This window comes from Halorussus salinus (assembly GCF_004765815.2).
In the GTDB taxonomy this organism is placed as follows: domain Archaea; phylum Halobacteriota; class Halobacteria; order Halobacteriales; family Haladaptataceae; genus Halorussus; species Halorussus salinus.
Genome location: NZ_SBIS02000011.1, coordinates 235,675 through 260,131 on the forward strand (window position 1 = coordinate 235,675; position 24,457 = coordinate 260,131).

25 protein-coding genes are annotated in these 24,457 nt (G+C 64.3%); 13 read left to right on the plus strand and 12 right to left on the minus strand.

Annotated elements, in window-relative coordinates; all coding sequences use genetic code 11:
• Positions 1–86 precede the first annotated feature (86 nt).
• From pyrE to EPL00_RS20570, 4 genes are all read left to right on the plus strand, one after another.
• Complete coding sequence (pyrE, locus tag EPL00_RS20555) at positions 87–608, plus strand: orotate phosphoribosyltransferase (protein ID WP_135854773.1); 522 nt, start codon at positions 87–89, stop codon at positions 606–608.
• A 349-nt stretch (positions 609–957) separates the two neighbouring features.
• Entirely contained in the window at positions 958–1,674 is a 717-nt protein-coding gene (locus tag EPL00_RS20560; protein ID WP_135854772.1) for a phosphoribosyltransferase family protein, read from the plus strand.
• 230 nt (positions 1,675–1,904) lie between these two features.
• Complete coding sequence (locus EPL00_RS20565; protein WP_135854771.1) at positions 1,905–3,326, plus strand: NCS2 family permease; 1,422 nt, start codon at positions 1,905–1,907, stop codon at positions 3,324–3,326.
• A 94-nt stretch (positions 3,327–3,420) separates the two neighbouring features.
• The gene (locus EPL00_RS20570) at positions 3,421–3,714 is read left to right on the plus strand and encodes a hypothetical protein (protein ID WP_135854770.1); all 294 of its coding nucleotides are present in this window, start codon (positions 3,421–3,423) and stop codon (positions 3,712–3,714) included.
• A 53-nt stretch (positions 3,715–3,767) separates the two neighbouring features.
• On the opposite strand, the gene EPL00_RS20575 is transcribed toward EPL00_RS20570, so the two are convergent.
• Complete coding sequence (locus EPL00_RS20575; protein WP_135854769.1) at positions 3,768–4,130, minus strand: DUF7344 domain-containing protein; 363 nt, start codon at positions 4,128–4,130, stop codon at positions 3,768–3,770.
• Between the two features lie 173 nt (positions 4,131–4,303).
• Positions 4,304–4,786: an Lrp/AsnC family transcriptional regulator gene (locus EPL00_RS20580; protein WP_135854768.1), complete on the minus strand. Its 483-nt coding sequence runs from the start codon at positions 4,784–4,786 to the stop codon at positions 4,304–4,306.
• A 190-nt stretch (positions 4,787–4,976) separates the two neighbouring features.
• Here EPL00_RS20580 and EPL00_RS20585 point away from each other — a divergent pair, with 190 nt between their 5' ends.
• A complete protein-coding gene (locus EPL00_RS20585) occupies positions 4,977–6,413 on the plus strand; it encodes an aryl-sulfate sulfotransferase (protein ID WP_135854767.1) in 1,437 nt (478 codons plus the stop codon).
• A gap of 365 nt (positions 6,414–6,778) precedes the next feature.
• Entirely contained in the window at positions 6,779–7,036 is a 258-nt protein-coding gene (locus EPL00_RS20590) for a glutathione S-transferase N-terminal domain-containing protein (RefSeq protein ID WP_135854766.1), read from the plus strand.
• 52 nt (positions 7,037–7,088) lie between these two features.
• On the opposite strand, the gene EPL00_RS20595 is transcribed toward EPL00_RS20590, so the two are convergent.
• A complete protein-coding gene (locus EPL00_RS20595) occupies positions 7,089–8,048 on the minus strand; it encodes a transcriptional regulator (RefSeq protein WP_135854765.1) in 960 nt (319 codons plus the stop codon).
• A gap of 150 nt (positions 8,049–8,198) precedes the next feature.
• Here EPL00_RS20595 and EPL00_RS20600 point away from each other — a divergent pair, with 150 nt between their 5' ends.
• Positions 8,199–9,542, plus strand: a complete 1,344-nt coding sequence (locus tag EPL00_RS20600; protein WP_135854764.1) for a tRNA(Ile)(2)-agmatinylcytidine synthase — start codon at positions 8,199–8,201, stop codon at positions 9,540–9,542.
• Here EPL00_RS20600 and EPL00_RS20605 read toward each other — a convergent pair whose 3' ends face one another.
• Together EPL00_RS20605 and EPL00_RS20610 are read right to left on the minus strand one after the other, a co-directional pair.
• Positions 9,543–10,067 carry an NUDIX hydrolase gene (locus tag EPL00_RS20605; protein ID WP_274381013.1) on the minus strand — a complete coding sequence of 175 codons (525 nt, stop codon included), beginning with the start codon at positions 10,065–10,067 and terminating at the stop codon, positions 9,543–9,545.
• Between the two features lie 13 nt (positions 10,068–10,080).
• Positions 10,081–11,253 carry a pyridoxal-phosphate dependent enzyme gene (locus tag EPL00_RS20610; RefSeq protein WP_135854763.1) on the minus strand — a complete coding sequence of 391 codons (1,173 nt, stop codon included), beginning with the start codon at positions 11,251–11,253 and terminating at the stop codon, positions 10,081–10,083.
• A gap of 121 nt (positions 11,254–11,374) precedes the next feature.
• On the opposite strand from EPL00_RS20610, the gene EPL00_RS20615 reads away from it, so the two are divergent.
• Positions 11,375–11,818, plus strand: a complete 444-nt coding sequence (locus tag EPL00_RS20615) for a DUF6653 family protein (protein ID WP_135854762.1) — start codon at positions 11,375–11,377, stop codon at positions 11,816–11,818.
• A 41-nt stretch (positions 11,819–11,859) separates the two neighbouring features.
• On the opposite strand, the gene EPL00_RS20620 is transcribed toward EPL00_RS20615, so the two are convergent.
• Both EPL00_RS20620 and EPL00_RS20625 read right to left on the minus strand, forming a co-directional pair.
• Positions 11,860–12,816, minus strand: coding sequence for a succinylglutamate desuccinylase/aspartoacylase family protein (locus tag EPL00_RS20620; protein ID WP_135854761.1), 957 nt, complete (start codon positions 12,814–12,816; stop codon positions 11,860–11,862).
• A gap of 83 nt (positions 12,817–12,899) precedes the next feature.
• Complete coding sequence (locus tag EPL00_RS20625; protein ID WP_135854760.1) at positions 12,900–13,682, minus strand: hypothetical protein; 783 nt, start codon at positions 13,680–13,682, stop codon at positions 12,900–12,902.
• 114 nt (positions 13,683–13,796) lie between these two features.
• Between EPL00_RS20625 and EPL00_RS20630 the strand changes: the two genes are divergently transcribed.
• A complete protein-coding gene (locus tag EPL00_RS20630) occupies positions 13,797–14,234 on the plus strand; it encodes a hypothetical protein (protein ID WP_135854759.1) in 438 nt (145 codons plus the stop codon).
• Positions 14,235–14,409: 175 nt separating this feature from the next.
• Here EPL00_RS20630 and EPL00_RS20635 read toward each other — a convergent pair whose 3' ends face one another.
• Together EPL00_RS20635 and EPL00_RS20640 are read right to left on the minus strand one after the other, a co-directional pair.
• Positions 14,410–15,159, minus strand: a complete 750-nt coding sequence (locus tag EPL00_RS20635) for a DUF7504 family protein (RefSeq protein ID WP_135854758.1) — start codon at positions 15,157–15,159, stop codon at positions 14,410–14,412.
• A 322-nt stretch (positions 15,160–15,481) separates the two neighbouring features.
• A complete protein-coding gene (locus EPL00_RS20640; RefSeq protein WP_135854757.1) occupies positions 15,482–17,527 on the minus strand; it encodes a caspase family protein in 2,046 nt (681 codons plus the stop codon).
• Positions 17,528–17,731: 204 nt separating this feature from the next.
• Between EPL00_RS20640 and EPL00_RS20645 the strand changes: the two genes are divergently transcribed.
• A complete protein-coding gene (locus EPL00_RS20645) occupies positions 17,732–19,060 on the plus strand; it encodes an MFS transporter (RefSeq protein ID WP_135854756.1) in 1,329 nt (442 codons plus the stop codon).
• Positions 19,061–19,154: 94 nt separating this feature from the next.
• The gene (locus tag EPL00_RS20650; protein WP_135854755.1) at positions 19,155–19,856 is read left to right on the plus strand and encodes a hypothetical protein; all 702 of its coding nucleotides are present in this window, start codon (positions 19,155–19,157) and stop codon (positions 19,854–19,856) included.
• 286 nt (positions 19,857–20,142) lie between these two features.
• Here the strand turns inward: EPL00_RS20650 and EPL00_RS20655 are convergent, their stop codons facing one another.
• A complete protein-coding gene (locus tag EPL00_RS20655; protein WP_162224289.1) occupies positions 20,143–20,280 on the minus strand; it encodes a hypothetical protein in 138 nt (45 codons plus the stop codon).
• 129 nt (positions 20,281–20,409) lie between these two features.
• Between EPL00_RS20655 and EPL00_RS20660 the strand changes: the two genes are divergently transcribed.
• Together EPL00_RS20660 and EPL00_RS20665 are read left to right on the plus strand one after the other, a co-directional pair.
• A complete protein-coding gene (locus EPL00_RS20660; protein ID WP_135854754.1) occupies positions 20,410–21,720 on the plus strand; it encodes an MFS transporter in 1,311 nt (436 codons plus the stop codon).
• A gap of 37 nt (positions 21,721–21,757) precedes the next feature.
• Positions 21,758–22,084: a DUF7536 family protein gene (locus EPL00_RS20665; RefSeq protein WP_238398265.1), complete on the plus strand. Its 327-nt coding sequence runs from the start codon at positions 21,758–21,760 to the stop codon at positions 22,082–22,084.
• A gap of 186 nt (positions 22,085–22,270) precedes the next feature.
• Here the strand turns inward: EPL00_RS20665 and EPL00_RS20670 are convergent, their stop codons facing one another.
• Both EPL00_RS20670 and EPL00_RS20675 read right to left on the minus strand, forming a co-directional pair.
• A complete protein-coding gene (locus tag EPL00_RS20670) occupies positions 22,271–23,098 on the minus strand; it encodes a hypothetical protein (RefSeq protein WP_135854752.1) in 828 nt (275 codons plus the stop codon).
• A gap of 116 nt (positions 23,099–23,214) precedes the next feature.
• Positions 23,215–24,432, minus strand: coding sequence for a potassium channel family protein (locus EPL00_RS20675; RefSeq protein ID WP_135854751.1), 1,218 nt, complete (start codon positions 24,430–24,432; stop codon positions 23,215–23,217).
• Positions 24,433–24,457: the final 25 nt, after the last annotated feature.

Sequence of the window (24,457 nt, forward strand, 5' to 3'; positions counted from 1 at the left end):
CGACCGCGCGTCCCGGACCGGGAACGCCGACCGCGCGCCGCGGCAAACGGAACTGCTTTTCACGCCCGCCGCCCCGAGGTTTCTACATGACGAACGAAGAGCTAATCGCGGCACTCCGAGACGCTGACGCGGTTAAATACGGCGAGTTCGAACTCTCCCACGGCGGCACGAGTGACTACTACGTGGACAAGTACCTCTTCGAGACCGACCCCGACTGCCTGCAACTCATCGCGGAAGCCTTCGCCGAGGAGGTCGGCGACACGAAACTCGCGGGCGTCGCGCTGGGCGGCGTCCCGCTCGTCGCGGTCACGAGCGTCGAGACCGGCACGCCCTACGTCATCGCCCGGAAACAGCAGAAAGACTACGGCACGGCCAACCTCGTGGAGGGCCGACTGGACGAGGGCGAGGAGGTCGTCGTCCTCGAAGACATCGCCACGACCGGCCAGAGCGCGGCCGACGCCGTGGAGGCCCTGCGCGACGCTGGCGCGACGGTGAACCGCGTCCTCGTGGTCGTGGACCGCGAAGAGGGCGCGGCCGAGAATCTGGCCGCCCACGACGTGGAGTTGGAGTCGCTGTTGACCGCGAGCGAACTCCTCGACGCCGAATAGTTCGGCTCTGGATTCCGGTTTCGGAGTCCGTCCGTACCGTCTAAACGGAAACTAGCAACGAGGTATCGAAAGCCCTCGTGCGGTTCGCGGTCGTTCGGCGGGATATTCTCGCGTCTCGCGTCGCTCGCCGCGTCGAATACTGGCCGCGCCGAGACGACCACGGGCCGGAGGCCCGCGAACCGCGCTCGCCCTTTCAGTCCGCCGAGGCTGGTAGATGTGTCACCGAGCGCAGTGGGGGAAGTCGGTCCTCCCGAATACTCCGGGAAACCTCACGATTGCGTAGTTCTGCCGAAATCTTCGCGCTCTCCTATCGGTCTATTCAAGTTCGTGGAATACGACCGCACAGAACATGAATCGCGCAGAGAAGGCGACCTTGCAGTTGCAGGCGGTCGCCGTCCTCCGGATGCTGAAAGAGACCCGAACGTACGACGAACTCGCCGAGGTGACCGACCTGCCCGCGGGCGACCTGAACCGCTACGTCAACGGTCACGTCCTGCCGAGCGTGGACCGCGCCGAGGAGATAGTCGGCGGCGTCGGCCGCGACGAACTCGCCGCCGAGTTGGAGGCCCGGATTCGAGTGGACGACGAGGGGTACGTGGACAACTCCGGTGTCGTCTTCGACCAGTCGTTTCTGGACCTCGTGGCCCCCGTCGCCGCCGAGACGCTGGGCTTCGACCGCCCCGACGTGGTGCTGACCGCGGCGACAGACGGCATTACCTTGGGTGCCGCGATGGCCCGGAACTTCGACGCCCGCGTCGCCTACGCCAAGAAGTCCAAGGAGACCGCCGTCGAGGAGTTCATCGAATCCCGCCAGCGACTCCAGTCGGGAATCGAACTCACGTACTACCTCCCGGCGTCGGCCATCGACGCGGGCGAGACCGTGCTGGTCGTGGACGACCTCATTCGGTCGGGCGAGACCCAAGAACTCCTGTTGGACATCGTGGACCGCGCCGACGCCCACGTGGGCGGCGTCTTCGCGCTCATCGCGGCCGGGGACGAGGGACTGGACCGCGCGAAGGGCCGGACGGAGGCTCCGGTGGGCGCGCTGACGACCTTCGAGGAGTAGCCCGACCGGCGCGGCGAGGCGTCATTCTCCTCGTCGTCCCTCGTCCGCCGCCCGCCGTCCGGAGATTCCGAACGAGGGGGCGACTCGCCGCCGAGACGTAGGCACGTCCGTGCAGAGTTTTCGATTTTCTCACGGGTTTCGGGCACGAATCCATGCAAGTTTGTGTATATCTGTCGAGATTCGATGGGAATCGTTAAGTACGCGTTCGAGAGTATGCTCACTCGTGCAACATGGGAATCGAAGAAACGAGTGATTCGCGCTCCGACTCGGGTGCGACCGGCGCGCTCGCGGAGTACTTCGGCTTCGAAGAACAGGGCACAGACCTTCGGACGGAGGTTCTCGCCGGGCTGACCACCTTCCTGACGATGAGCTATATCGTCGTGGTCAACCCCCAAATCCTCGCGCAGGCTATCCAGCTACAGGGGTACTCCACGAGCCAGACTCAGTCGATGCTCGCCGTCGTGACGCTCATCTCGGCAGCGGTGGCGACGCTGGTGATGGCGTTCTACGCGAACAGACCGTTCGCACAAGCGCCGGGACTCGGCCTGAACGCCTTCTTCGCGTTCACCGTCGTCCTCGGGATGGGCGTCGCGTGGCAGACCGCGCTGGCGGCTGTAGTGGTTGAGGGCATCGTCTTCATCGCGCTCACCGCAGTCGGAGCGCGCGAGTACGTCATCCGAATCTTCCCCGAACCCGTGAAGCTCGCGGTCGGCACGGGTATCGGACTCTTCCTCGCAATCATCGGCCTCGAAGCGATGGGCATCATCACGGGCGACGCCGGGACCATCGTCGCGCTCGCCCAGATCGGCCAGAGTCCAGTCGCCATCGTCTCCATCGTCGGCCTGTTCGTGACCTTCGCGCTCTACGCTCGCGGGGTTCCGGGGTCCATCATCCTCGGCATCCTGTTCACGTCCGCACTCGGCTACGGCGCAGAGTGGGCCGGCCTCGTGGCCAGCGGCACGCTGACTCCCGGTTCGACACAGACGACATACAACATCGCGCCCCTCGCTGGGGCCTTCCTCACAGGCCTCGGCAACATCGAGGCCTTTTCGTTCGCGCTCATCGTCTTCACGTTCTTCTTTGTGGACTTCTTCGACACCGCGGGGACCCTCACGGGCGTCTCGCAAATCGCTGGCTTCCTCGACGAGAACGGTAACCTCCCCGATATCGACCGACCGCTGATGGCCGACGCCATCGGGACCACCGTCGGCGGGATGCTCGGCACCTCGACGGTCACAACATACATCGAGTCGGCTTCGGGGGTCGAGGAGGGCGGTCGGACCGGCATGACCGCGCTGACGGTCGCCATCCTGTTCATCGCGGCGCTGGCGTTTATCCCCATCGCGGCCGCGGTTCCGATGTACGCCTCCCACATCGCACTGGTGGTCATCGGCGTCGTGATGTTCCAGAACGTCGTCGACATCGACTGGAGCGACATCACCAACGTCGTCCCCGCGGGCATGACCATTCTGCTGATGCCCTTCGCGTTCTCCATCGCCTACGGCATCGCCGCGGGCATCGTCTCCTACCCCATCGTCAAGGCCGCCGCGGGCGAACTCGACGACACCCGGCCGGGCCACTGGGCGCTGGCGGCCGCGTTCGTCCTGTACTTCTTCGTCCGGACGAGCGGGATGTTGCAGGGCAACGTCTGAAACGCGGCAGTTCCCTTTCCGCAGTCGTTCCCTGCGAGACGTTCTCTCCCTGCGGAAACACTTATATCGTTATCTGACGACTTAGACTTCGACAATGAGCGAATACGACAGTCCGCAGGTCGCCGAGGAGACGATTGCCAAAATCTACTACGCCGACGAGGAGGCCACGCAGGTAGACGCCGCGTTCATCATCGAGGACTGGGACTGGGTAGTCGGCTTCGACCAAGTGGCGACCGACGAGTACGACTACGTCTCGATTCCCGCCGACAAGGTAATCGGCGTGAAGTCCCCGGAGTACGCCTCCTTCTCGCGTAACGGGCGGCGCATCGTCGGCTACGGCGTAGACGACGGCGAGTTCGAGAGCTTCGCCGACCGACTCCCGGTCTGAGCGGTCGATTCGTTCGGGACCGGCTAAAGGGACTACCGCACCATCGGCGTCGTTCAATCGTCAGCGGCAAGCGGTTCGTTCCGCTCGATATCGACGGCGTCGGTCAAGAAGGGGTCGAGGCCGTCCGTGTCACGCAGTTCGACGGTTCTCGACTCGGAATTGACCGCGACGACACCCGCGTCTTCGAGTTTGGGAACGTGTACGTGATGGAGCGCGATTTGTATGCTCCGAACGGTCTCGTCGGTGACGCTCGTAGCGGTGTCACCGGCCTCCCACGTGGCGAGTTCGGAAGCGAGGGTCTCGATTTCTACCGGGTCGGAACGGTTGACTAAGTAGTACAAGACGTATCGACGCCGTGGATTCGAGAGCAGGTCGAACGTCCGGTTCAGATCCTTGGTATTGAGTCCCCCGGTCACGATACAATGCAGATGCGCGAATCGCATAAGTGTTTTTTATTTGGTATTTGTGAGATTTTGGCTGAGTCAAGTAGTCGGACAGAGCCGCTTTACATTCCCAAGTTAACGGAGAGAAATTAGCGAGGGGTCGGTAGATAGGTTCAGTATTTCAATTCTGCTACCCCGTAGTCAGGCTACTCCTCGTCTTCGGCGACCTCGATGTGAAAGTGGTCCCACGGTTGGGTCGTATGCTCGGAGATGATGTCGCTTCGATGAATCTGAAGCCCGATACTATCGAGTTCTTCGGTGATTTGTTCGATACGGTCTGTCGATTCAGCCACGGCTTGAACGTGGATGTTCTCTTCGCCGGAGAGCAACTGTTTCACGTCCACGACACCCAACACGTCACGGGCTTGGTCGGCAATCGTTTTCCGTTCCGTGACTGGGACGGTACCGACGAACAGGATGACGAGCGGATACCCGGCCTCCTCGTAGTCGATTTCGGGGTGGTAGCCGCGGATGATGCCTCGGTCTTCGAGGCGTTCGATGCGGTTCGCTACGGTCGTGCCGGTCACGTCCGTCTCCTCGGCGATGTCGGTATCACGCTTGCCTCGTGCATCCACCTGCAAGAGGTGGAGGATTCGGCGGTCGATGTGGTTGAGCGGTTCGTCGTCCATACGCTGGACACGCCGCCGAACGAGTTGAAGATTCAGGCTAGACGTTGCGGGTCCGTACACCAGTCAAATAAGAACACGCTCCACATCGCGCGCCACGAAGCCACCCATCAACGTGCGAGGATTTCGGCGAGGCGGAGCAGTTCGAGCCGAAGGCCCCAGTTTTAATCCCGCCGCCTTCGTTCACGGTGACATGAACCTGCCCTCACTCATCCATTCGTTGCGCGCGCTCTCGCGCCGATGGGTCATCCGCGGCGTCGCGGCCCTGCTGGTCGTCTCGCTGGTCGCGCCCGCGGCCATCTCCGGCGCGACGCATCTCGCCACGACCGAGAACCCGACGAACCTGCGGGCGTCGGTGGACGACCCCGCGAACGGCACGACCGTCATCTCGATTCAGGGCTTCCACTTCCAAGGCATGGCCAACGAGGACAAGCCAGCGCGCCTCGTCGCGGTCGGTCCCCGCGGGAACGTCCAATGGGTCCACGACGGGTCGGGCTTCGACGCCCGCTGGTTCTACGACGTGGACCCGATGGACGACGGGCACCTGCTGGTGACGGCGACGACGCCCAACGCCACGCTGGTCTACGAGTTGAACCCCGAAACGCAGGAACGCGTCTGGACCGAGCGACTGGACATCCACGACACCCACGACGTGGACCTCATCAACGGCGACCAGTTGCTCGTCGCCAACATGCGCGCGCCGAACCGCAACGACCGCATCTTCGTCCACGACATGGAGACCGACGAGACGGTCTGGGAGTGGGAGTTCGAGGAACACGGCTACCCGGCGTCGGGCGGCGGCGGGAAGGCCGACTGGACCCACGTCAACGACGTGGACAAAATCGGCGAGGGCGAGTATCTGGTCTCGCCGCGGAACTTCGACCAAGTCATCGTCGTGAACCGCTCGACGGACGAGGTGACAATGCGACTCGGGAGCGACGGCGACCACGACACCCTCTACGAACAGCACAATCCGCAGTACCTCGAAAGCGAGAACGGGACTCCGACGATGCTCGTCGCCGACAGCGAGAACGACCGCATCGTGGAGTACGCCAAGACCGACGCCGACGCACCGGTCGGAAGCGGGTGGACCGAGACGTGGAGCGTCGGCACCCGCGGACTGAACTGGCCCCGCGACGCCGACCGACTCCCGAACGGCAACACCTTGGTCGTGGACACGATGCACCACCGCGTCTTCGAGGTGACGCCGAGCGGCGAGGTCGTCTGGGAGTTCCACGCGCCGTGGGCACCCTACGACGTGGAGCGAATCCCCTACGGCGACGAACCGGGCGGGCCGACGATGCGCGACCTCGGAAAGTCGGGCGACTACAACCTCAGCGGGAGCGGCCTGAAGGTCTCGGGGAAGGGCACCAAGACGGTCTCGTTCTGGCTGACCGCGACGTTCAAGGAGACCCCGATAGAAGCGCAGGCCGACGAGTTCGCCCGGACGTGGGCGCACGTCACGCCGTGGATTCGCCCGGTCTGGATGACGAGTTGGGAGTTCCTCGGCGCGATTCTGGCCGGGGGCCTCGCGCTGGCGTGGGGTCTCGGCGAGGCGGTCTACCAGCGACGCCGGATTCGACGCGGCGTTTCGCGGCTCGTGCGTCGCGTCCGGCGACCGGTGGAGTAGCGATTTCGGACAGAAGTTTACTCACGCTTGACGACACCCTCGACTCCGGCGCGTGCGACGCGGCGCGTTCGTGCGCCGCGCTATTCCGCGCGAGGGCCGAGCATCGGAGCGAAGCGAGAAGCGCAGGCGGTTGGGGAGGACGAGGTGCGGTCGCGGTACTGTGCGGTACGATTGGAGTCGGCAACTGCTCGCTTCTCTGCACTGTCGTCTGTCTCAGATTCGAAATCAGTAGAGGGGGTCCGTCTCTCGGCCGAAACCGGCAATCGCTTGCTCTCCGATATCTCTGCGAGAAAGAACTGTCCGAGATCACGTCACGCCCTTCCGGGACCACCACGCTCTTGCCGCTCAAAGCCCCACTAGCGAACATGGCGAACCTCGAACTGTACGAACTCGACGGCTGTCCGTACTGCGCGAAAGTGGTAGACAAACTCAACGAACTCGGACTCGACTACGAGTCCCACATGGTCCCCTCGTCGCACTCGGAACGCACCGAAGTCGAGGAGGTCAGCGGTCAGACCGGCGTGCCCGTGCTGGTGGACAGGGACAACGGCGTCGAGGGCATGCCCGAGAGCGACGACATCGTGGAGTACCTCGAAGAGACCTACGGCGACGGCGCGGCCTGACGGCTCGAATCGCTGTTTTCTGCGGAGAGTGAAAGAAACGAGACGAGAGCGATCAGGCCGGTTCCTCGCCGCGCTCCCGAATCAGGTCCCGCAACTCGTCGGGGTCGTCGATGTCCTCCAACTCCTCGCGCTCGACCAAGCCGGTGCCGTCCACGCTCTCGCGCTTGGCCTCGTCCACGAAGTAGACCGAGCGCGTCCGGGCGACCTCGCCGATGGAGGACATGATGCGGGCGCGCTTCTCGGCCGCCTTGGTGAACGCCGAGTGGCCGGTCAGCACGTTCTCCTCGCTGGAGTTGTCCTCGCTGACGGTCTTGAACGGCGCGCGGACGGTCGGATGGACCTCGAAGCCAGCGCGGGTGAGGACCGTGACGATGCGCTCGTCGTCGTCCTCCGGCTCGGGGTCGTCGGGGGTTGGTTCGCCCTCGCGGACCTCGTCGGCCCCGTCGAGAACGTCCACGGGACTGGTGAGGTCGCCCTCGAACATGTTTTCGAGTTCGAGCGCCACGTCCACGCTGGCGTTCATGCCGTCCTCGTACTTCGAGACGGTGCGCCGCGAGACGCCCAACTCGGAGGCCAGACGGCCGAGGCTCCAGTCGCGCTTCTCGCGCTCGTCGCGCAACACGTCGCCGTCGATGTTGACGTACAGGCCGCCGGGCGCGGCGTAGACCAGCGGCGACATGCCCTCGACGAACAGTTCCATCGCGGTGTCGGGACTCAACACCGGGACGCCGTGTCGGAAGTAGACGACGCCCGGTTCTAGCTCCTCGTCGCGGGTTCGGAGGCCGACGACGACCGGCGTGGCGCTGAGGTACTCGCCGAGTCGTCGCATCTCTAGACCGGTGGTACCGTCGAACGCATCGACGTTCGCCAGCACCTTCAGCAAGAGGAGGTCGCGTCCGCGTCGGGCGGCCACGTCGAAGCTCTTCGGTCGAATCGCGCACCGGTCGCTGACCGTGAATCCTGCGTCCTCAAGCATCGCGGTCACGTTCCCGACCAGTGCAGACCGGGACATATCCCCATGTAAGTGATTCCCCTATATATGCATTGTGCTGACTGTATCGCCGCTCCTGCTTGCGATTGGCCGGGCGAGCGGCGGTAGTTTGATAACGATAGACGCGACCGCTCCGAAAGTCGTTAATCCGACACGCACCAACGAGGAGCCGTGACTGTCATCGGCGTGGACGACACCGACTCCCGCGAGCGAGGGATGTGTACCACCTACCTCGCGGCCGTAATCGCCGACCGCCTGCGCGAGACCGGAGGTGCCGACGGGGACGAGGGCGCGAACGTCGAGCGGGCACTCCTCGTCCGACTCAACCCCGCGGTCGAACACAAGACCCGCGGGAACGCCGCGCTCGCGGTCCACACCGACGCCGACCCCGAGCGAGCCTTCGAACTCGCCCGCGAGGAGGTCGCCCGAGTCGCCGAGACCGACGACCGGCGGACCAACCCCGGTCTGGTCGTCGCGCCGGGTAACCCCGGCGACGTGCCCGAATCGGTCGCCGACTTCGCCCGCCGCGCGGTCCGGGACCGCCTCGCCATCGAGGAGGCCGAGGAGCGAATCGAGACCGCGGGCTACCGCGGCGAGGGCTGGAAGCTCGGCCGGGGGCGAATCGGGGCCTTGGCGGCGGTCGGCGCGTGGTCGGCGTTCGGCGGAGGAGACGAGGCGAGCGCCGAAACGGGCGCGGACTGGACCTACGAGTGCATCTCGTACCGGGACCCCGAGCGCGTCGGGACGCCCCGAGAAGTGGACCCCGAGTCGGTCTTCGACGCCGCGACCGCGGCCTACCCCGCGGCGTGGGACACCGTGGACCGCGAGACCGGCGAGTTGGTCTGCGTCCCTCACACGCCCGGTCCCATCCTCCACGGGATTCGCGGCGACGATCCCGAAACCGTCCGGGAGGTCGCCGAGGCCATCGAGAGCGAACCGGTCTCGCGGCGCGCGCTGTTCGTGACGAATCAGGGCACCGACGCCCACCTCCGGGACGCCGACGGTTTCGATGCGGTCGAAGACGGCCGCGCCTACCGCGTCGAGGGAACGGTCGCCGAGGAGCCCGAGACCCGCCGAGGAGGCCACGTCTTCTTCGCGCTCGAAGCTCCGGAATCGGCCGACGACGAGAGTCCGACGCTCCGGTGTGCCGCCTTCGAGCCGACGAAACGCTTCCGCGACAGAGTGCGGGACCTCCGGGTCGGCGACCGCATCGCGGCCTGCGGCGAAGTCTCGAACGGCACCCTCAAACTCGAAAAGTTCGCGGTGCGAGCGTTGGACCGGACCGAACTCGTCACGCCCGACTGCCCCGAGTGCGGCCGGTCGATGAAGAGCGCCGGGGCCGGGCAGGGGTATCGGTGTCGGGACTGCAAGACGACCGCCGACGGGAAAATCGAGCGCGAGGTCGAGCGGGAGCTAGAAGAAGGGTGGTACGAAGTCCCCCCGGAAGCCCGCAGGCACATCGCCAAGCCGCTGGTCCGGGGCGGCTTCGACGCGCCGATTCACCCAGAGAAGTAGCTACCCGAGACGGTCCCACGCCTTCCGGAATCGCTCGCCGTGGGGCGGCAAGAACGCCTCACCGGTCTCGCCGAACGAGTCGGGCGTGAACCATCCCACGTCCGTCACCTCCGTCCCCGCGTGCGGTTCGCCGTCGGTCTCCTCGCGCCGAACCGCGAACCCGATGGAGACGACTCGTTTCCCCTCGAACTGCGTGACCGAGAACGTGTCGAGGAGTCGCAGGTCCTCGGGGTCGGCCCGCAGGCCGGTCTCCTCGCGGAGTTCGCGGGCCGCCGCCTCCTCGGGGGACTCGTCCAGTTCGAGGTGACCGCCGGGGACGGCCCAGTCGCCGACGCCCGGCTCCACCGCGCGTTCGGTCAACAGGACGCCCTCGTCGCCGACGACGGCGACGCCCGCGGTGGGGACGGGGTTTCGCCAGACGACGCGCTCGCAGTCCGGGCAGAACTGCCGGTCGCGCTCCTCGATTTCGCGGGTCGAGAGCGCCGCTCCGCAGTGCGGACAGAAGTCCGCCGGATAGGTAGTCACGCTTCGTCACCGCTCATGATTTCAGTCCGCTCCCGGTCAGGGGCACTACCACATCCTCGTCGTCGTCCAGCACGCCGCGCTCGCGGAACCGCGCGAGGGCGGCGGGCGCGACCGCGCAGGTCGGTTCGGTGTAGAACCCGCCGCGGTGGAGGCGGTCGAGCGCGTCCGCTACTGCGTCCGAGTCGAGCGCGATGGCGTCGCCGCCGGTCTCCGCTATGGCGTCGAGAATCTGGTCCTTCCGGGCGGGGTCGAGAATCTGGATGCCGTCGGCGACCGAGTTGTCGCCCGCGGCGGCCTCCTCGCCGTGGAGTTCCGCGGCGATGGGCGCGTATCCGGCGGCCTGCGCGCCGAGGAGCCGCGGCATCCGGTCGGTCCAGCCAGCGTCCTTCAAAGCGCGAAAGCCCCGGTAGGCTCCGAGAAAGAGCGTGCCGTGACCCAGCGGCGTGACCACGGCGTCGGGCACCGCCCAGTCGCGCTGTGCCGCGACCTCGAAGGCGAAGGTCGCCGTGCCCGCGAAGAACGCGGGGTTCCACGCGTGGCTGGCGTACCAGCCCGTTTCGTCCCCGTCCTCCTCGGGGTCGCCGCCCCCGCTCTTGGACTCGACTGCTTCGATGCAGGCGTCGGTCACGTCCTGCCGGGTGCCTTCGACGCGAATCGGGGTCGCGCCGACGCGCTCGATGGCCGCGAGTTTCGAGGCCTTGGCGTCGGCCGGGACGTAGATGTCGGCGTCGATGCCCGCCCGCGCGGCGTACTGCGCGATGGCCGCGCCCGCGTTGCCCGACGAGTCCTCGACTACCTTCTCGACGCCCAGTTGCGCGGCGCGCGAGAGCGTCGCGGTCGCGCCGCGGTCCTTGAAGCTTCCCGAGGGAAAGACGTACTCCAGCTTGAACTGGACGTTCTCCCCCCAGTCGGGCGCGTCGGTCGAATCGGTGGCGTCGAGGGCGGTGGAGGCGTCCTGAAGCGGCGTGAACCCCTCGCCGAGCGTGACCTCGGGCGGGATTGGAAGGAACTCCTCGAAGGCCCAGAGTCCGGCGCGAGTGTCCAACTCGGCGAAGTCGGGTGCGGGGCGGTCGGGTCGCGGACGGTCGGCGAATTCGAGGGGATGGCCGCAGTCACACCGCCACGGTTCGTCGGGCCCGGCGTCGTAGCTCCGGCCGCAGTCGGGACAGGCGAGGTCGGTCGGCATACTCGCTACTGTCGTACTCGGGCATCAATAGTTGTCGGACGAGGACTGCGCTCGTGAGGTTCCGCGCTCGGGATGCTCTGCGCTCGGGACGTTTATCCCCCTCACGTGCGTCGGCGAGGACATGAGCGACGTGGATTGGGACGACGGGTTCGCGGAACGCTACTTCTGGTCGGGCCACGCAAATTCCCGGAGCGTCTGGACCGCCGTGGCGGCGTTCCCGACGCTGGTGGCGGCGCTCTACCGGCGCGACGGTTCGCTGTTCGCCGCGACGTTGCTCGTCGTGGTCGGGGTGACGCTGTCGAGTCCGTCGCCGGAGGACGACGAGGCGTGGGCGACCCGCGTCGTCCTCGGCGAGCGCGCGTGGCTGGACGAGGAGTCCCCGTTCTCCCGAGAAGGACTGTTCGTCGCGTTGAGCGCGCCGGTCGTCCTGTTCACGATTCGGGCGGCAGTTCGACGGCGACTCGTCGGGACAGTCATCGGGACCGTCGTCTCGATGGTTCTCATGCTCGTGTTCTTCCGACAGATGGTCGCGGTCTACAAGCGGCGAAACGAGCGAGTCGAGTAGAACGAGCGCGTCGGGAGTCGGTAACGGGAGCGAGCGGACGTTCAGAACTCGTCTACGTCGGTGCCGACCGAACAGACGTACTCGCCGGTCGCCACTTGGGGCAGGCGGCGCGAGCGCCAGAAGACGCCGCGGTCGTCGGCGGTCACTTCCGCCTTGAGTTGGCCGAAGGGGTCGGTAATTTCGAAGAGGAGGTCGCCGACATCCACCCGGTCGCCCAACTCCTTCCGGAAGCGGACGAGACCGCCCGAGGGCGACCCGTAGCGGTCGAAGCCCGTCGCGCGGGTCTGGGGCGCGAGGTCCACGTCGCCGTCGAGGAAGCCGTAGTAGCGCAGGACGTTGAACAGGCCCTCGACGCCGTACTGGATGCTCTCGTCGTCCCAGCCGACACAGCCGCCCAGTTCCGGGTCGATGGTCGGGATGCCCTCGTCGGGTCCGGCGCGGGCGAGTTGGCCGTCCGGTCCCTTCTGGTCCAAAATGTGGCCACAACCGAACACCTTGGCGAGTTCGAGACACTCGTCGTGGAGGCGGTGGCGCTGGCCACAGCGGACGCGGACCTCGTTGAGCATCTGACTGGTCGAGCCTTGGTGCAGGTCCAAAATCAGGTCGGCCCGCGAGGCGGCCTCGAAGGTGGCGGCCGCGATGCGCTCGCTGGAGGTCCCCGACTCGTCGCCGGGGTAGGTGCGGTTCATCTTCGTGTCGTCGATGGGGTTGCGGTGTTCGGCGACCTGAAACGCGTGGTAGTTGACGATGCCGACCACGAGAATCGTCCCCGAGAGGTCTCCGGGCGGAATTTGGGGAATCGCCCGCTGGAGGACGCCGAGACCGTTCAGTTCGTCGCCGTCGCTGACCGCCTGTGCGTACAGCGTCGGGCCGTCGGTCGCGCCGTTGAGTACCGCGACCGGGAGGCCGAAGTCGCCGCCGTCGCGCGTTTCGCCGACCTGCAACCGCCCGGTGTCCATCTCGCCGGGGGCCGCACTCGCCGTGCCGAGCGTCTTCATTATACCATAACGGACGCCTACACGCCCTTTAGCGGTTCGGTATCGGCTATATAAAAATGAGTGTATGAATACCGTTACTGGAGTTACTTTACTGCGGTGTGGGCGGTGTCTACATACGCGTCCCATTTTCGAGCACTACCAGTAATGCCGACGTTGAACTCGTTAGCTCCGGGGAGTCCCCAGCTCACACTCCAATTAGACGGTGCGCAGAAGGGGTCCCAAGTGTGAATGAATTGACCGTAAATGGTAGTATCGGCCCCGTGTTCATCATCTCGCGCGTCCACTTCACATTCAATGAAGCCATTTTCCGGCGTATACGAAGCGACTTGGGTTCCTGTCCTGAGTTTGGCATAGTAACCGTGTACAGTCGGCTTCTTGTCGGCAATAAGCCCCTTAGAACCGCTCCGGGCACCATCAACATTTCGATAAATATCCTCCGAGAATGAGATCGCAGCACCGTCGTAAGGCCCATGACAATCAAGGCCGGTCGCAGATGCGAGATCCCAGTTGAAAACGAAATGTTGACGACCATCATTATTGTCGTTACCGACGGAGTATGCTCCGAGACTGATAGTTGAGTCAGGATCGTTGTCGGGGTCGGCGAATCGCTTCTGAGTCGATACGTCGCCGTCAGACATTTTATTGATCGTCTTGGATTTACGGGAGAATTGTGTCGTGTTATAATTGTAGTTGATTCCGTGTTGGTCACAGAGCTTGTTTGCTTGCTCGGTCTTTCCGTTTTGGAGAAGCCGTTTCAGGACATCATACACGCCCTTTTCGGACGAGGCTGAAACAGTTGACGTGCTAAGAGCGCTGATTGTGAGTCCGGTACCGCCAATCGATTTTATGAATCTTCTACGATTCATATTACACCAATAACATATTATATGCTTATAACTTTATGAATTTCAAGTATATAACTATCTTTTCTATTGGAATATTAACAAATCTTTTTATGTTGGTAATTCGTAGAAATTTCTATGGATCGAAGAACAGTCGTTCGTCTATCAGGAGTCGGAACTATGACGTGTCTCACGGGTTGTAGTTCATTCTTCAAAGATAATAGAGCAGAACCTAAATTAGAGTCAACGTTTACTTGGAGCGGCGCACAGTGCGGCGGGAGTGAGCCGAATACACAGGCAGACTGGAGTGGATCCGGCGTGAAGATTACCGGCACTGCCGCACTCCCGAAAGGATGCTATGAGACAGCCATTGAATCGCACGGACCTAGTGACGAATCTACTGCAACTATAGAGGCCAAATTCGAGCAGAACTCAGAGGGAAAACACTGCGTTGACTGTGACTCAGCAGTTTCTTATCAAATAGTAATAGATTTTATTAACTCATCTATTTCTTCTATAAATATTATCCATAAGACACCTCTTAAAGAGGAGGTAGTCGCGACCCATTCGAGATAGCTGTAGTTTTGGTTTAATATTACTGAAATAGCTGAGATTTCGCTGCTTCTTATCAATAGTACAGACATAGTGACCGAGAGGGAACAACTGGACTCTTTTCCGGTTTCCCGGCAATTTCTCAGACCGGAGTAAGCGACGAGGACGAGCGACGAAAGTGAGCGACGAGGAGTGCCGACTACAGTCCGACCCAGACGGTCCGCACGTCGTCGTCGGGGAAGTGCCAGCGTTGCTCGGGACGGCCGTGTTTCTCGCGGAGTTCGATTCGGGCGTCGAACAGCGAGGAGAGCCGCCGGACCGGCTTGGAGTCGTCGGCGACCGGCAGGTGGTAGTGGGCCATCCCATCGACGCCGCGGACGTGGTCGCCGACCGCGCCGACGAACCGCTCGACCGCCGCGGTGTCGTGGCGGTTCAGGAGATACGAGAGGGTGAACACCGAGATGCGGAGTTCGGCGGGTTCGAACCCTGACCGGCCGATTTTCGCGGTCGTGATGGCGTCGCAGAGCGCGCCCCGGAACTCGCCGAGGTCGCGCGCGGCCGCCGACGAGTCGGTTTCGACCGCCGAATCGGAGTCGGACGCCGAATCGGTCTCGAACGCCGCGGCGTCGGTCGCCGAGGAGTCGGCCTCGGCGGGCGTCGCGGCGCTCGCGGTCCGCGCCCCGATATCGTATTCGGCGAAGTGGACTCGGTGGTCGGTCGCGCGAACGTCGCCGGGCAGGAGGTCGGGCGCGTCCTCGCGGCCGTGGTCGGTCAGCCCGAGGAGTCGCGTCCGGGACTCCTCGGGTGACCCGAGGAGCTTCCGGGTCGCGCGCTGGGAGACCTCCTCGCGGACGTTGCCGGTCACGAGCAGGTTACAGCCGTTTCGTTTCATCCGTCTGAGTTTTCGGCGGATGTGCGCTATCGGCACGTCGCTCGAATCGTCGCTCATATTGGCTATAGACGACTATGTATGATTTAAAATTTGTTACTCTACCTGTAGGTATAATAGCACTAACACGGCGTTTCGAGCGCCGACCGCGACGAGAAGTCGCGTGAACGAGAAACAGCTAACAACTTGTATTTAGTTCTAGGTATCAAATTTAAGGAAAGTATTTTTTACTTGGTTGTCCGAGTACGGGTATGCTCAGAGGCAAAATCGAGAGGTGGCTAAAGCGGCATCCGTGGGCGATTGGGGCGATATTTTCTGCGGGAACATATCTGACAGACCCTATCGCGCCACTGAGTTGTGGTATTTGTACTACTCCCGGACCTTAAATATCCTCCCCGGTGATTTCGTCAGTCCAACAGATTTCACCGTCGATTTGGACGGGGCTTGTCTGATCGTCAAAGTACTCATTAAGAGCCTCAATATTGACCGTTTCTTGGACAAATGAGGAATTAAGAGAAGAGACTGCCTCCCTTCCGAGTTTTATATTAGTAAGTGAACCTAAAGGAAGACTCAACGAAGGATACGGGTCAAGTTCCAACGAAATCTGTCCTTTCTCGCTGGAATCAGCTGTAATAAGGCTAGGCGTACCACACTTCGGCTGGACTAAATCAGTACTACCATCGCCGACAACAACATACTGACGGTCAAACGTACTTACATCAGTCACCACCGACAAGGCACTCTGCATCGAGAACCCGTGGTTCAGCAAGCGCGCCAACTCCTTGCCCACGTCCGTCGCGGGGTCGTTGCCCACCTTGGTCAGCGTGACGACGCCGACCTGACTGCCCTTCTCGACCAGCGTCTCGCCCTGCTCGTAGGACCGACAGCCGTTGAGGATGAAGCCGCGGACGCCGGACGTTTCGAGGTCCGCTACGTCGAGCATCCCGTCGGCACACTCGATGCCCTCGTCGGTGACGTGGCCGATGTAGTGCAGGAAGTCCGTGCCGGATTCCAGCAGGTCCCGTAGCTCCTCGGTCGTCAGGTCGTTGTGGAGCGACACGTCGAAGTCGTAGAGGTCCCGCGTGCCGTAGATGTCGCCGACCACGTCCTCCTCGCGCATGCGCTCGTCGTTGCACACCACGTCCACCGAGATGTGGTGTTTCGGCGTCGCGTCGAGGCGACGCTTCAGCGCCTCGGGCGTCGCCTTGCTCGCGCCGATGGGCATCTCGTCGCCGACCCAGACGTGTTCGATGGTGTCGGCCGGGTCGGGCTGAATCACGTCGCTCACGGGAGCCTCGCCGTCGTCGGCCGAGCGGTAGAACGCCTCCAACTCGCTCGGCTCCGGCTCGACCACCGACGGGTCGGGCTGGTCGGGACACCTGACGAACGCGAGTTCGTCCGCGGCGAACGGGAGGACCGCGACGTTCTCGTGGGTCGGCGACACGTCCATCGTGACCTTCCACTGCGGGAGGTGGGGTTCGACCACCTCGAAGGGAACGTCGAGATACCGGCGGAGTTGTTCGGCCAGCGGCTCGTCGTACAGCGACTCGAAGTCGAGGTCAACGTCGGGTTCGAGTCGCTTTCGCTCCCGCAGGTCCACCTCGTAGTAGCCCTCGGTCCGCGTCACGCAGTCGAGGAAGAACACCTGCTGGAGGACGCGCCGGACTCCCGCTTCGAGTCCGCCGGGCGCGTCGAGCGAGTGGCTGAACTCGTCGGTGAGCAGGCGCGGGTCGTCGCCCGGCACCACGCTCGCGCCGAGGTAGAACGCCAGCGGCGCGACCGCGTAGATTGCCTCGCGCTCGTCGGGAACCTCGATTTTGACCCCCGTTTCGGGCCGCTCGATGTCCCCCTCGACGCGGAACTCCTCGCCGGGTTCGAGCAACGGCGGGTGGCCGCGCAACGTGGGGAACGACCGCTCGCAGGTCGTCGTCTTGAGCGCCGACCCGAGGAGGGACACGGCGTCCATCAGCGCCCCGGTGTCGTCGGGAACCGTAATCGTCCCCGCCGGAGTCTGGTGGAGCGAGCGCGCGCCGACCTCGACGGTGGTCTCGTCGCCGAACGAGAGTTCGACCGCTTCGGTGCTTCCCGAGATGGCGACCTCGCTCTCGACCGCGAGGTACACCTTCATCTGCGTGTTGGCGAGTTCGAGGTTGTACGCGTCGGCCGGGAGGTCGAGTTCGGACCCGCCGCTGGACTGCCCGACCATCTCGCCCGCGTCGTCTCTGACGTACACGTCGAGACCCTTCGTGGTCCGGAGCGAGTCCGTCCGGACGGACACCGCGGTATCGACCGGGAAGTAGAACGCGTCCGTGTCCGCCACCTCCGGCGAGACGGCCGAGGAGGCGTGCAGGTCGAACTGCGTGCGCTCGATGGGGTCCGTGGCGCGGACGCCGTCGGGTTCGACGAGAGCAGTAAACTCGGGATTCATTGACACACATGTCGTATCTGAACCTACTTATACGTCACCTAATTCTAACGTCGCCGAGGACTCATCGTACTCGGGCACCCTCCGCGAGCGTCGGTCTCCGAACCCGCCGAGACGCGGACGGAATCGGCGGGGCAGTATGCGGTACGATGACAAACGTAGTTTCTGTTCCCCCGGAGTTTTGACGACCGACTCCAATCTTCGCACATGGCGACCGACAGGGAGCGAGCCGACCCCTTCGCGGCGTTCCGGCAGTTTCTCGCGCTGGAACGGGACGTGCTGGTCCTCTCGCTGGCGATGTTCGCGTTCAGCCTCGGCTTCCAGATGACCGGCCGGTACATGGGTCGCTATCTGGAAGTGCTGGGCGCGGGGAGCCTCGTCATCGGTCTCTACGGGAGTCTTGGCAACCTCATCGGCGCGGTCTACCCCTACCCCGGCGGAGCCATTTCCGACCGAATCGGCTCGCGGACCGCGCTGACCGCGTTCGGTCTCGCCTCGACGCTGGGCTTTCTGCTGTGGTTTCTCGCGCCGACCGTCTCCTTCCTGCCGGTTCCGGGCTGGGCGTGGATTTTCGTCGGCTTGCTACTGGCCCAAGCGTGGAAGTCGTTCGGACTGGGCGCGACGTTCGCCATCGTCAAGCAGAGCGTCCCGCCCGAGGAGCTAGCCACCGGCTTCGCCAGCACCGAGACGTTCCGTCGGACCGCGTTCCTGCTGGGTCCCCTAATCGCGGCGGGTCTCCTCGCGGTTTACGAGTTCGCGGTCGGCTTCCGCTACGTGCTGGCGGTCGCGGCCGGGTTCGGTCTCGTGGCCACGGCGGTCCAGCACCTCCTCTACGACGCCAGCGAGGATAGCTTCGGCAAGTCCTTCGAGGGCGTCGCGCAAGTCGTAGACGACCTCCGGGAGATGCCCGCGACCCTGCGGCCCCTGCTGGTCGGCGACACGCTCGTCCGCTTCGCCAACGGGATGGTCTACGTCTTCGTCGTCCTCGTGGTGACGAACGTGTTGGAGGTGAGCGCGCGTCTGCCGGTCGTCGGGCTCCTCGGGCCGGACGCGTTCTTCGGGGTTCTCCTCGCAGTCGAGATGGCGGTCGCGCTGGTCGTGATGATTCCGGTCTCGAAGGCGGCCCAGCGGTTCGGTCTCAAGCCGGTCGTCGCGCTCGGGTTCGTCGTCTACGCCGTCTTCCCGGTCCTGCTGGTCAACGCGCCCGAGGGCGGCCTGACCGTCTCCGGAATCGCCCTCTCGGAGACCGCGCTCGTCACGCTCCTGTTCGCCGTCTCCGGACTGCGATTCGCCGGACTCCCGGCACACAAGGCGCTCATCGTCGGCCCCGCAGAGGAGAACGCCGGTGGTCGAGTCGTCGGGTCGTACTACCTCGCGCGCAACGCGGTGGTAATCCCGAGCGCGGCCATCGGCGGGTGGCTCTACGGCCTCTCGCCGGGCGGCCCGGAGGTGGCGTTCGGCGCGGCGACCGTCATCGGACTGGTCGGGACGGGCTACTTCCTGCTGTTCGGGAAGGAGTTGCCCGCGTATCGGTGAGGACGGGACTCGGAGGCGTCCGGAAGTATCCCATTCCAAGTTCGAGATGGATATAAAATTACTACTATCGAGACTATAACGACTAATACGACTGATGTCGAGTCGGGACCCCGACGAGTTGCGAGACGAGTTGCAGTCGATAGATTTCGGTGGCGATGCGGAGTTGCTTTCCGAACTACGCACTGAAGCACGGGAGACGGTCACGGGGCAGAAAGAGACCCTCGCCGATATAGATTCGAAGGCCAGCAAGATACTTCGACTCAACGTCTTGCTCGTCGGTGTTATCGTTTCGGCACTCTCTATCGTAGCGAAAACCGGGGGTACTGCTACCGCGGAGAACACCCGTATTGAGGGGAGTCGCGTTCTGCTTCACGGTCTTCTCAACCCGTACACCGGACTTGGTGTCGGGTCGTTACTCATCTCGACTGCACTCGCCGCGATGACCTACACGGTCTCGGAACTCGACGTGGGTACTAGCTCGGACAATCTTACGAATCTTCTCAGAGCAGACCTATCGACCCAACAGGCTCGGGAGCTTCTCGTGAAAAACTACATCGTACGTATCAACTTCAATCGGAGTACGAATATCCGAAACACTCCACTGATAACCGCGACTATCGTCTTCCTCGTCGCCGGTATTCTGTTCTTTGCCGTGGGTGCATACGAGGCGACCGTCGGAGCCGTTCCGGGGTGGCTAGCGGTGTCAGCAGTCGGAATCCTCTTCGGAGTCGTCTGGATATCGGGATTAGCGGCCCAAACGAGACGGGCGATTCGAGATATCCGCGAGTGGCGGTGAGTGCCAAAAGACTGTGAGTGCCAAAAGACTATCAGTGTGAGTCTACTACGTGTCAGTATGACCGAAAGCGAGGCCGAAGACCAAACCGACCGAGAGCGAGCGGAAGAGAGCCTCCTCAGCGGCGGTGAGCGAGTCTCGAAAGGTCGGCGGCGTTCCGACGACAGCGAGGAATAAAACGCCGATTCGTCTCTCTGTCCACCGTCGCTTTTCTTCTGTCGTCCAGATTACTATCTACCACAGATTTCCGAATTTCGTTCTTCCAACCGGAATCGAGACAGGTGTTCGGCTACCGATAACGACCCCGCGATTCCTGCGAGACGCGCGTTCCCCGACTACCAGCACAGAGTAGCGACCAGACCAGAAACAGCGTGCCGAGCCAACCGACGGCGACGACGAGGAGGCCCGCCGGGAGTGAGACGACCATACTCGAAATCACCGCGTCGAGGAGCTTTCCTATGCGCCGGGTAAGACCGAGTTAGCCGTCTCGTACGTCGGGTCGGCGGCCGTTCCGCTTCCCGAATCCCTTTCACGCGACCGCGAATACCACCGATAGATGTCGGTTCGCTCGTCGCTGTCCGACCTCCGCGGGTTCGACCGCGCGGTCTTCGTCGTGGCCGCGGCCCGGTTCGTCAACGTCCTCGGGTCGGGCATCGTCTACCCCTTCGCGACGCTCTACTTCTACGGCGAGGTCGGCATCCCGTTCACGCTCGTCGGGACCGGCCTGTTCGCCAACAGCGTGGCGACCGCGGGCGGGACGCTCGTCGGGGGCTACCTCGCCGACCGGTACGGCCGCAAGCCCGTGATGGTCGCGAGCATGGCGCTCTCGGCACCGACGCTGGCGGCCTACGCGCTCGTGACGACTGCGCCCGCGTTCGTCGTCGCCGCCACCGCGGCGGGACTGGCGACCGGGCTGTTCGCCCCCGCGAGTCAGGCGATGATAGCTGACCTGACTCCCGACGCGGACCGCGACCAAGCCTACGCTCTGCTGAAGGTCGCCAGCAACGCCGGGTTCGGTTCGGGGTTCGTGGTCGGCGGACTCCTCTACGGGGTGGCTCACACCGCCGTCTTCGTCGCCGACGGCGCGACCAGCGGCGTCGTCGCGCTTCTGCTGGCGGTCGCGCTCCCGCGGGTCGCGTCGGATGGGGACACCGCGGCCGACGGCGACACCGCGACTGACGACGCCGCCGCGACCGACCCCGAGGAGAACCCGTCGCTCGCCGCGACCCTCCGAACGTGGAGTCGCGCGGTCACGCAACCCACGATTCTGGCGCTCGCGGTGCTGAACGTCGGGTTCGCGGTCGCCTACGCCCAGATGCAGAGTACGGTGCCGGTGTTCGCCGAACAGACCTTCGGGCTGACCAGCGAGCAGTTGGGCACCCTCTACGTCCTGAACCCGGTGGTCATCGTCCTCTTTCAGTTGCCGGTCGTCTCGTGGGTCCGGTCGTGGCGACGCACGCGCGGACTGGCGCTCTCGGCGCTGTTCTGGGCCGCGAGCTTCGTCGCCATCGTCTTGGCACAGGGTGCGCCCGTCCTCCTCGGGGTCGGTCTCGTCGGGGCGTTCCTCGTCCTTCGGACAGTCGGCGAGATTCTGCACGCGCCGCTCGTCACGGCGCTGGCGAGCGACGTGGGCACCACGGCCGAGCGCGGGTCACAGCTCTCGGTGTTGGAAATCGCCAAGCGACTCGGGTTCGGCATCGGCCCGGTCGTCGGCGGCGCGTTCTTCGATTACGGCGTCGAGGGACTGCTGTGGCCCGCGCTGGTCGGGATGAGCCTGCTTCTGGGCGTCGGCGTGCTGTCGCTGGAGCGGCGAGTCCCGCCCGCGGCGAACGGGCAGGGTCACGCCGAGAGCGAGCGTCCGCAGTAGTCTCACGTTTTCCCGTTCGCGGCCGCGCGGGGGGTAGTTGCAGGTCGGAACGTCTCGAACCGACGCGCCTTTTATCGGTGCGTGCCAACTCCCGGACGTGTCCGAGAGCGTCCCCGAGCGGCCGCGAGCGAACTTCGTGGCCGCGCTGAACGTCCGGCGCAACGCCATCCGCGGGTTCGCCTTCAGCCTGCTGTTCACTGGGGCGGTGCTGGCGGTGTTCGTCCTGCTACCGGGGACGCGACAGCCGACGCCGTACTACCTCGGGTTGGGGTTCGTCCTCTCGACGGCGCTCGGCGCGCTGGCGACGACCGTCCTGACGCTGGTCTCGGCGTATCGGCTGGCGAAAGCGACCGATTTGGAGTGACGTGGAAAACTTCTAAGGGGCGAGAGGACGATACTTCGACCGGAGCGCCGAGGGTACCGGCGTTCGAAGCCCGTCGCACCGCTCCTGCCGTCCCGGTGAGACGCGGTCCGAACGAAGACGCAAACGGCGTCTTCGGACAGGTCCCGCGTGGAAACGGGGGTGGAGACGGGAATCCGTACCTTCTCACTACTGCTCGCTAAGCCACGTAGCTACGGCCTCGCAGTCTACCGCTTCGAGTCGCCCGACGACGGGGGCGATGCCGTCGCTCGTCGGAGGCAACGAGTCTCGGTTCCCGAACTGACCGCGAAACCAACACGAAACCCGCTCACGAAGCGAATCCGCGTATCGCTGTTCGAAGGCAGGCCGAGGAGTTTCGCCTTCGCTACGCGCGGCGGCAGCGTAGCCACGGTCCCATCGTCCCGCGTGAGAGCTACCGGTCGTATCCTTCACGGACACCACCGATCCGCCGGGCGAGACGCCGGATACGACCGTCGAGTCCGAACGAATCTGGCCTGCTACCGCGCCAGCGACGAAGTCGGCCAACAGGAGATGGGGATAGTAGAGTTCCGCTCGCGCACAGTTCACCACGGGAGGAGGCACGACCTCGATTCCCGACGCGGCGTGATAGAGTAAGTCCGCTCGACTCTCGTCACCGTCCATGATAACTACCGCGTCGGTCGTGGGGACGCCGAGTTCGTCGAGGAGGATGGCGGAGTGAGTCGCTTCCGCGTACGAAAGCGTGACGTAGTCGCGATGGACGCAGATGCCGACTTTGCCAGCACATCGGAGCAAGACGCCGCGGAGTTTCCGAGGCGGAAGCGATAGGTCTCGACTCTTCGTACGGAACGGACGGTATCCGTCGTCCGAGAGGGCTACGTAGAGACGCTCCAGAAGCCTCGCTTCCTGAGTCCGATTCACCAGAACGCCGACGGTGACGAGTACGCCGTCGCGCTTCGTAGCGTCGAAACCGATGGACCACGCCCGCGACTCGCCGTCGACTACGAAGTCCTGCATTCCTGTCGGTCGGTATCTGGAGACGCCGCACAATTATGTCCGGCGACTTCGACTCGAACGACGATAGTAGTAATATAGTTGGTTACTGGCGGGGGTGTCGAAGGCCGCGAAAACGCTCACTCCGAGGAGTACTCCGACCCGGTCAGGGCCGCCAACCGCTCGGCACCCGAGCGGGTCCCCTTGGCGATGAACACGTCGCCAGCGAGGAGTTCGGTCTCGGGACCGGGCTGAATCACCCAGTCGCGCTCGTCGTCCCGAGAGCGCCGGACAGCGATGACTCGCATCCCGGTCTCGGTCTTGACCTCCCGAGCGCCCAAGGTCACGCCGTCGAACTCGCTGTCGGGCGCGACCGTCATGCGGACGATGACCTCGTCGCTCTCCTTGACCGCCTGCTCGACGACGGGGTGGGTCCCGAGTCCGCGGAGGACGCCCTCGCTAATCTCGACCGCGGCGTCGCTGATGACCTCCGTCGCGTTGGCCAGATGGACGAGTCCCCGGAGCGAGACCGGGTCGTCCACGCGCGCGGCCGCCCGGAGCGTCCACGCCTCGAAGCGCGACTGGAGGGCGTCCACCTCGGCTTCGAGTTCGACCACCTCCTCGGCGACCTCCTCGCTGTCGAAGAGGACGCTCCCGTAAGCGAGGTCCACCGCGAGTTCGCTGATGTTCTTCATCAGGACGATGGAGTCCACCGCGCGCTCCAAGTCCTCGATGCCGGGTTCGGGCGGCTCGGGCGGTTCGTACTCGACGCCGGTCGCGCGCCGGTACACGTCGGCGACGCCTTCGTCCGGCCCGCGGAGGAGAACGGTGTCGCCCCCTTCGAGCGGGGTATCGCGGTCCGGGTTCGTAATCCAGTCGTCGCGGCGGCGGATGGCGATGACTCGCACGCCGGTCTCGGTTTCGACGTTCAGGTCGCCGAGCGTCCGACCCGCGAGGTCGGCGTCGGCGGCGACCTCCGCGCGAACCAGCGTCTCGACCGCCTCGGGGAGCGCGGCCCGCATCGCGTCGGGCAGGCCGATGTCCTCCAAGACGACCTTGGCCACGTCGCCCGCGGCGTCGCTTATCTTCTCGGCCGCACCGACAACCCCGAGGACGGGAGCCAACTGCTCGGCGTCGTCGGTCGTTCTGGCGGCCATCAGAAGGCTCATGCGAGCGCGCATCTGGAGGAGGTCCATCCGGGCTTCGAGGTCAAGCACCTCGGCGGCGATGTCGTCGCTCCCGTTGAGGACGGCCGAGAACGAGAGGTCGATGAGGAGTTCCGCGGTGTCTTTCATCTCCGCCAGCACCTGCTTGACGCCGACGGGTTCGTACTCTACGTCGCCGCCCGAGGAGTCCATGTCGCTCTGTTGTGGGGCGCTCGAT

Excerpts from the sequence above, each read along its gene's own strand:
- pyrE (WP_135854773.1), top strand. The coding sequence starts at position 87 with ATGACGAACGAAGAGCTAATCGCGGCACTCCGAGACGCTGACGCGGTT.
- EPL00_RS20560 (WP_135854772.1), top strand. The coding sequence starts at position 958 with ATGAATCGCGCAGAGAAGGCGACCTTGCAGTTGCAGGCGGTCGCCGTC.
- EPL00_RS20565 (WP_135854771.1), top strand. The coding sequence starts at position 1,905 with ATGGGAATCGAAGAAACGAGTGATTCGCGCTCCGACTCGGGTGCGACC.
- EPL00_RS20570 (WP_135854770.1), top strand. The coding sequence starts at position 3,421 with ATGAGCGAATACGACAGTCCGCAGGTCGCCGAGGAGACGATTGCCAAA.
- EPL00_RS20580 (WP_135854768.1), bottom strand. The coding sequence starts at position 4,786 with ATGGACGACGAACCGCTCAACCACATCGACCGCCGAATCCTCCACCTC.
- EPL00_RS20585 (WP_135854767.1), top strand. The coding sequence starts at position 4,977 with ATGAACCTGCCCTCACTCATCCATTCGTTGCGCGCGCTCTCGCGCCGA.
- EPL00_RS20590 (WP_135854766.1), top strand. The coding sequence starts at position 6,779 with ATGGCGAACCTCGAACTGTACGAACTCGACGGCTGTCCGTACTGCGCG.
- EPL00_RS20595 (WP_135854765.1), bottom strand. The coding sequence starts at position 8,048 with ATGTCCCGGTCTGCACTGGTCGGGAACGTGACCGCGATGCTTGAGGAC.
- EPL00_RS20610 (WP_135854763.1), bottom strand. The coding sequence starts at position 11,253 with ATGCCGACCGACCTCGCCTGTCCCGACTGCGGCCGGAGCTACGACGCC.
- EPL00_RS20615 (WP_135854762.1), top strand. The coding sequence starts at position 11,375 with ATGAGCGACGTGGATTGGGACGACGGGTTCGCGGAACGCTACTTCTGG.
- EPL00_RS20620 (WP_135854761.1), bottom strand. The coding sequence starts at position 12,816 with ATGAAGACGCTCGGCACGGCGAGTGCGGCCCCCGGCGAGATGGACACC.
- EPL00_RS20625 (WP_135854760.1), bottom strand. The coding sequence starts at position 13,682 with ATGAATCGTAGAAGATTCATAAAATCGATTGGCGGTACCGGACTCACA.
- EPL00_RS20630 (WP_135854759.1), top strand. The coding sequence starts at position 13,797 with ATGGATCGAAGAACAGTCGTTCGTCTATCAGGAGTCGGAACTATGACG.
- EPL00_RS20635 (WP_135854758.1), bottom strand. The coding sequence starts at position 15,159 with ATGAGCGACGATTCGAGCGACGTGCCGATAGCGCACATCCGCCGAAAA.
- EPL00_RS20640 (WP_135854757.1), bottom strand. The coding sequence starts at position 17,527 with ATGAATCCCGAGTTTACTGCTCTCGTCGAACCCGACGGCGTCCGCGCC.
- EPL00_RS20645 (WP_135854756.1), top strand. The coding sequence starts at position 17,732 with ATGGCGACCGACAGGGAGCGAGCCGACCCCTTCGCGGCGTTCCGGCAG.
- EPL00_RS20650 (WP_135854755.1), top strand. The coding sequence starts at position 19,155 with ATGTCGAGTCGGGACCCCGACGAGTTGCGAGACGAGTTGCAGTCGATA.
- EPL00_RS20655 (WP_162224289.1), bottom strand. The coding sequence starts at position 20,280 with ATGGTCGTCTCACTCCCGGCGGGCCTCCTCGTCGTCGCCGTCGGTTGG.
- EPL00_RS20660 (WP_135854754.1), top strand. The coding sequence starts at position 20,410 with ATGTCGGTTCGCTCGTCGCTGTCCGACCTCCGCGGGTTCGACCGCGCG.
- EPL00_RS20670 (WP_135854752.1), bottom strand. The coding sequence starts at position 23,098 with ATGCAGGACTTCGTAGTCGACGGCGAGTCGCGGGCGTGGTCCATCGGT.
- EPL00_RS20675 (WP_135854751.1), bottom strand. The coding sequence starts at position 24,432 with ATGGACTCCTCGGGCGGCGACGTAGAGTACGAACCCGTCGGCGTCAAG.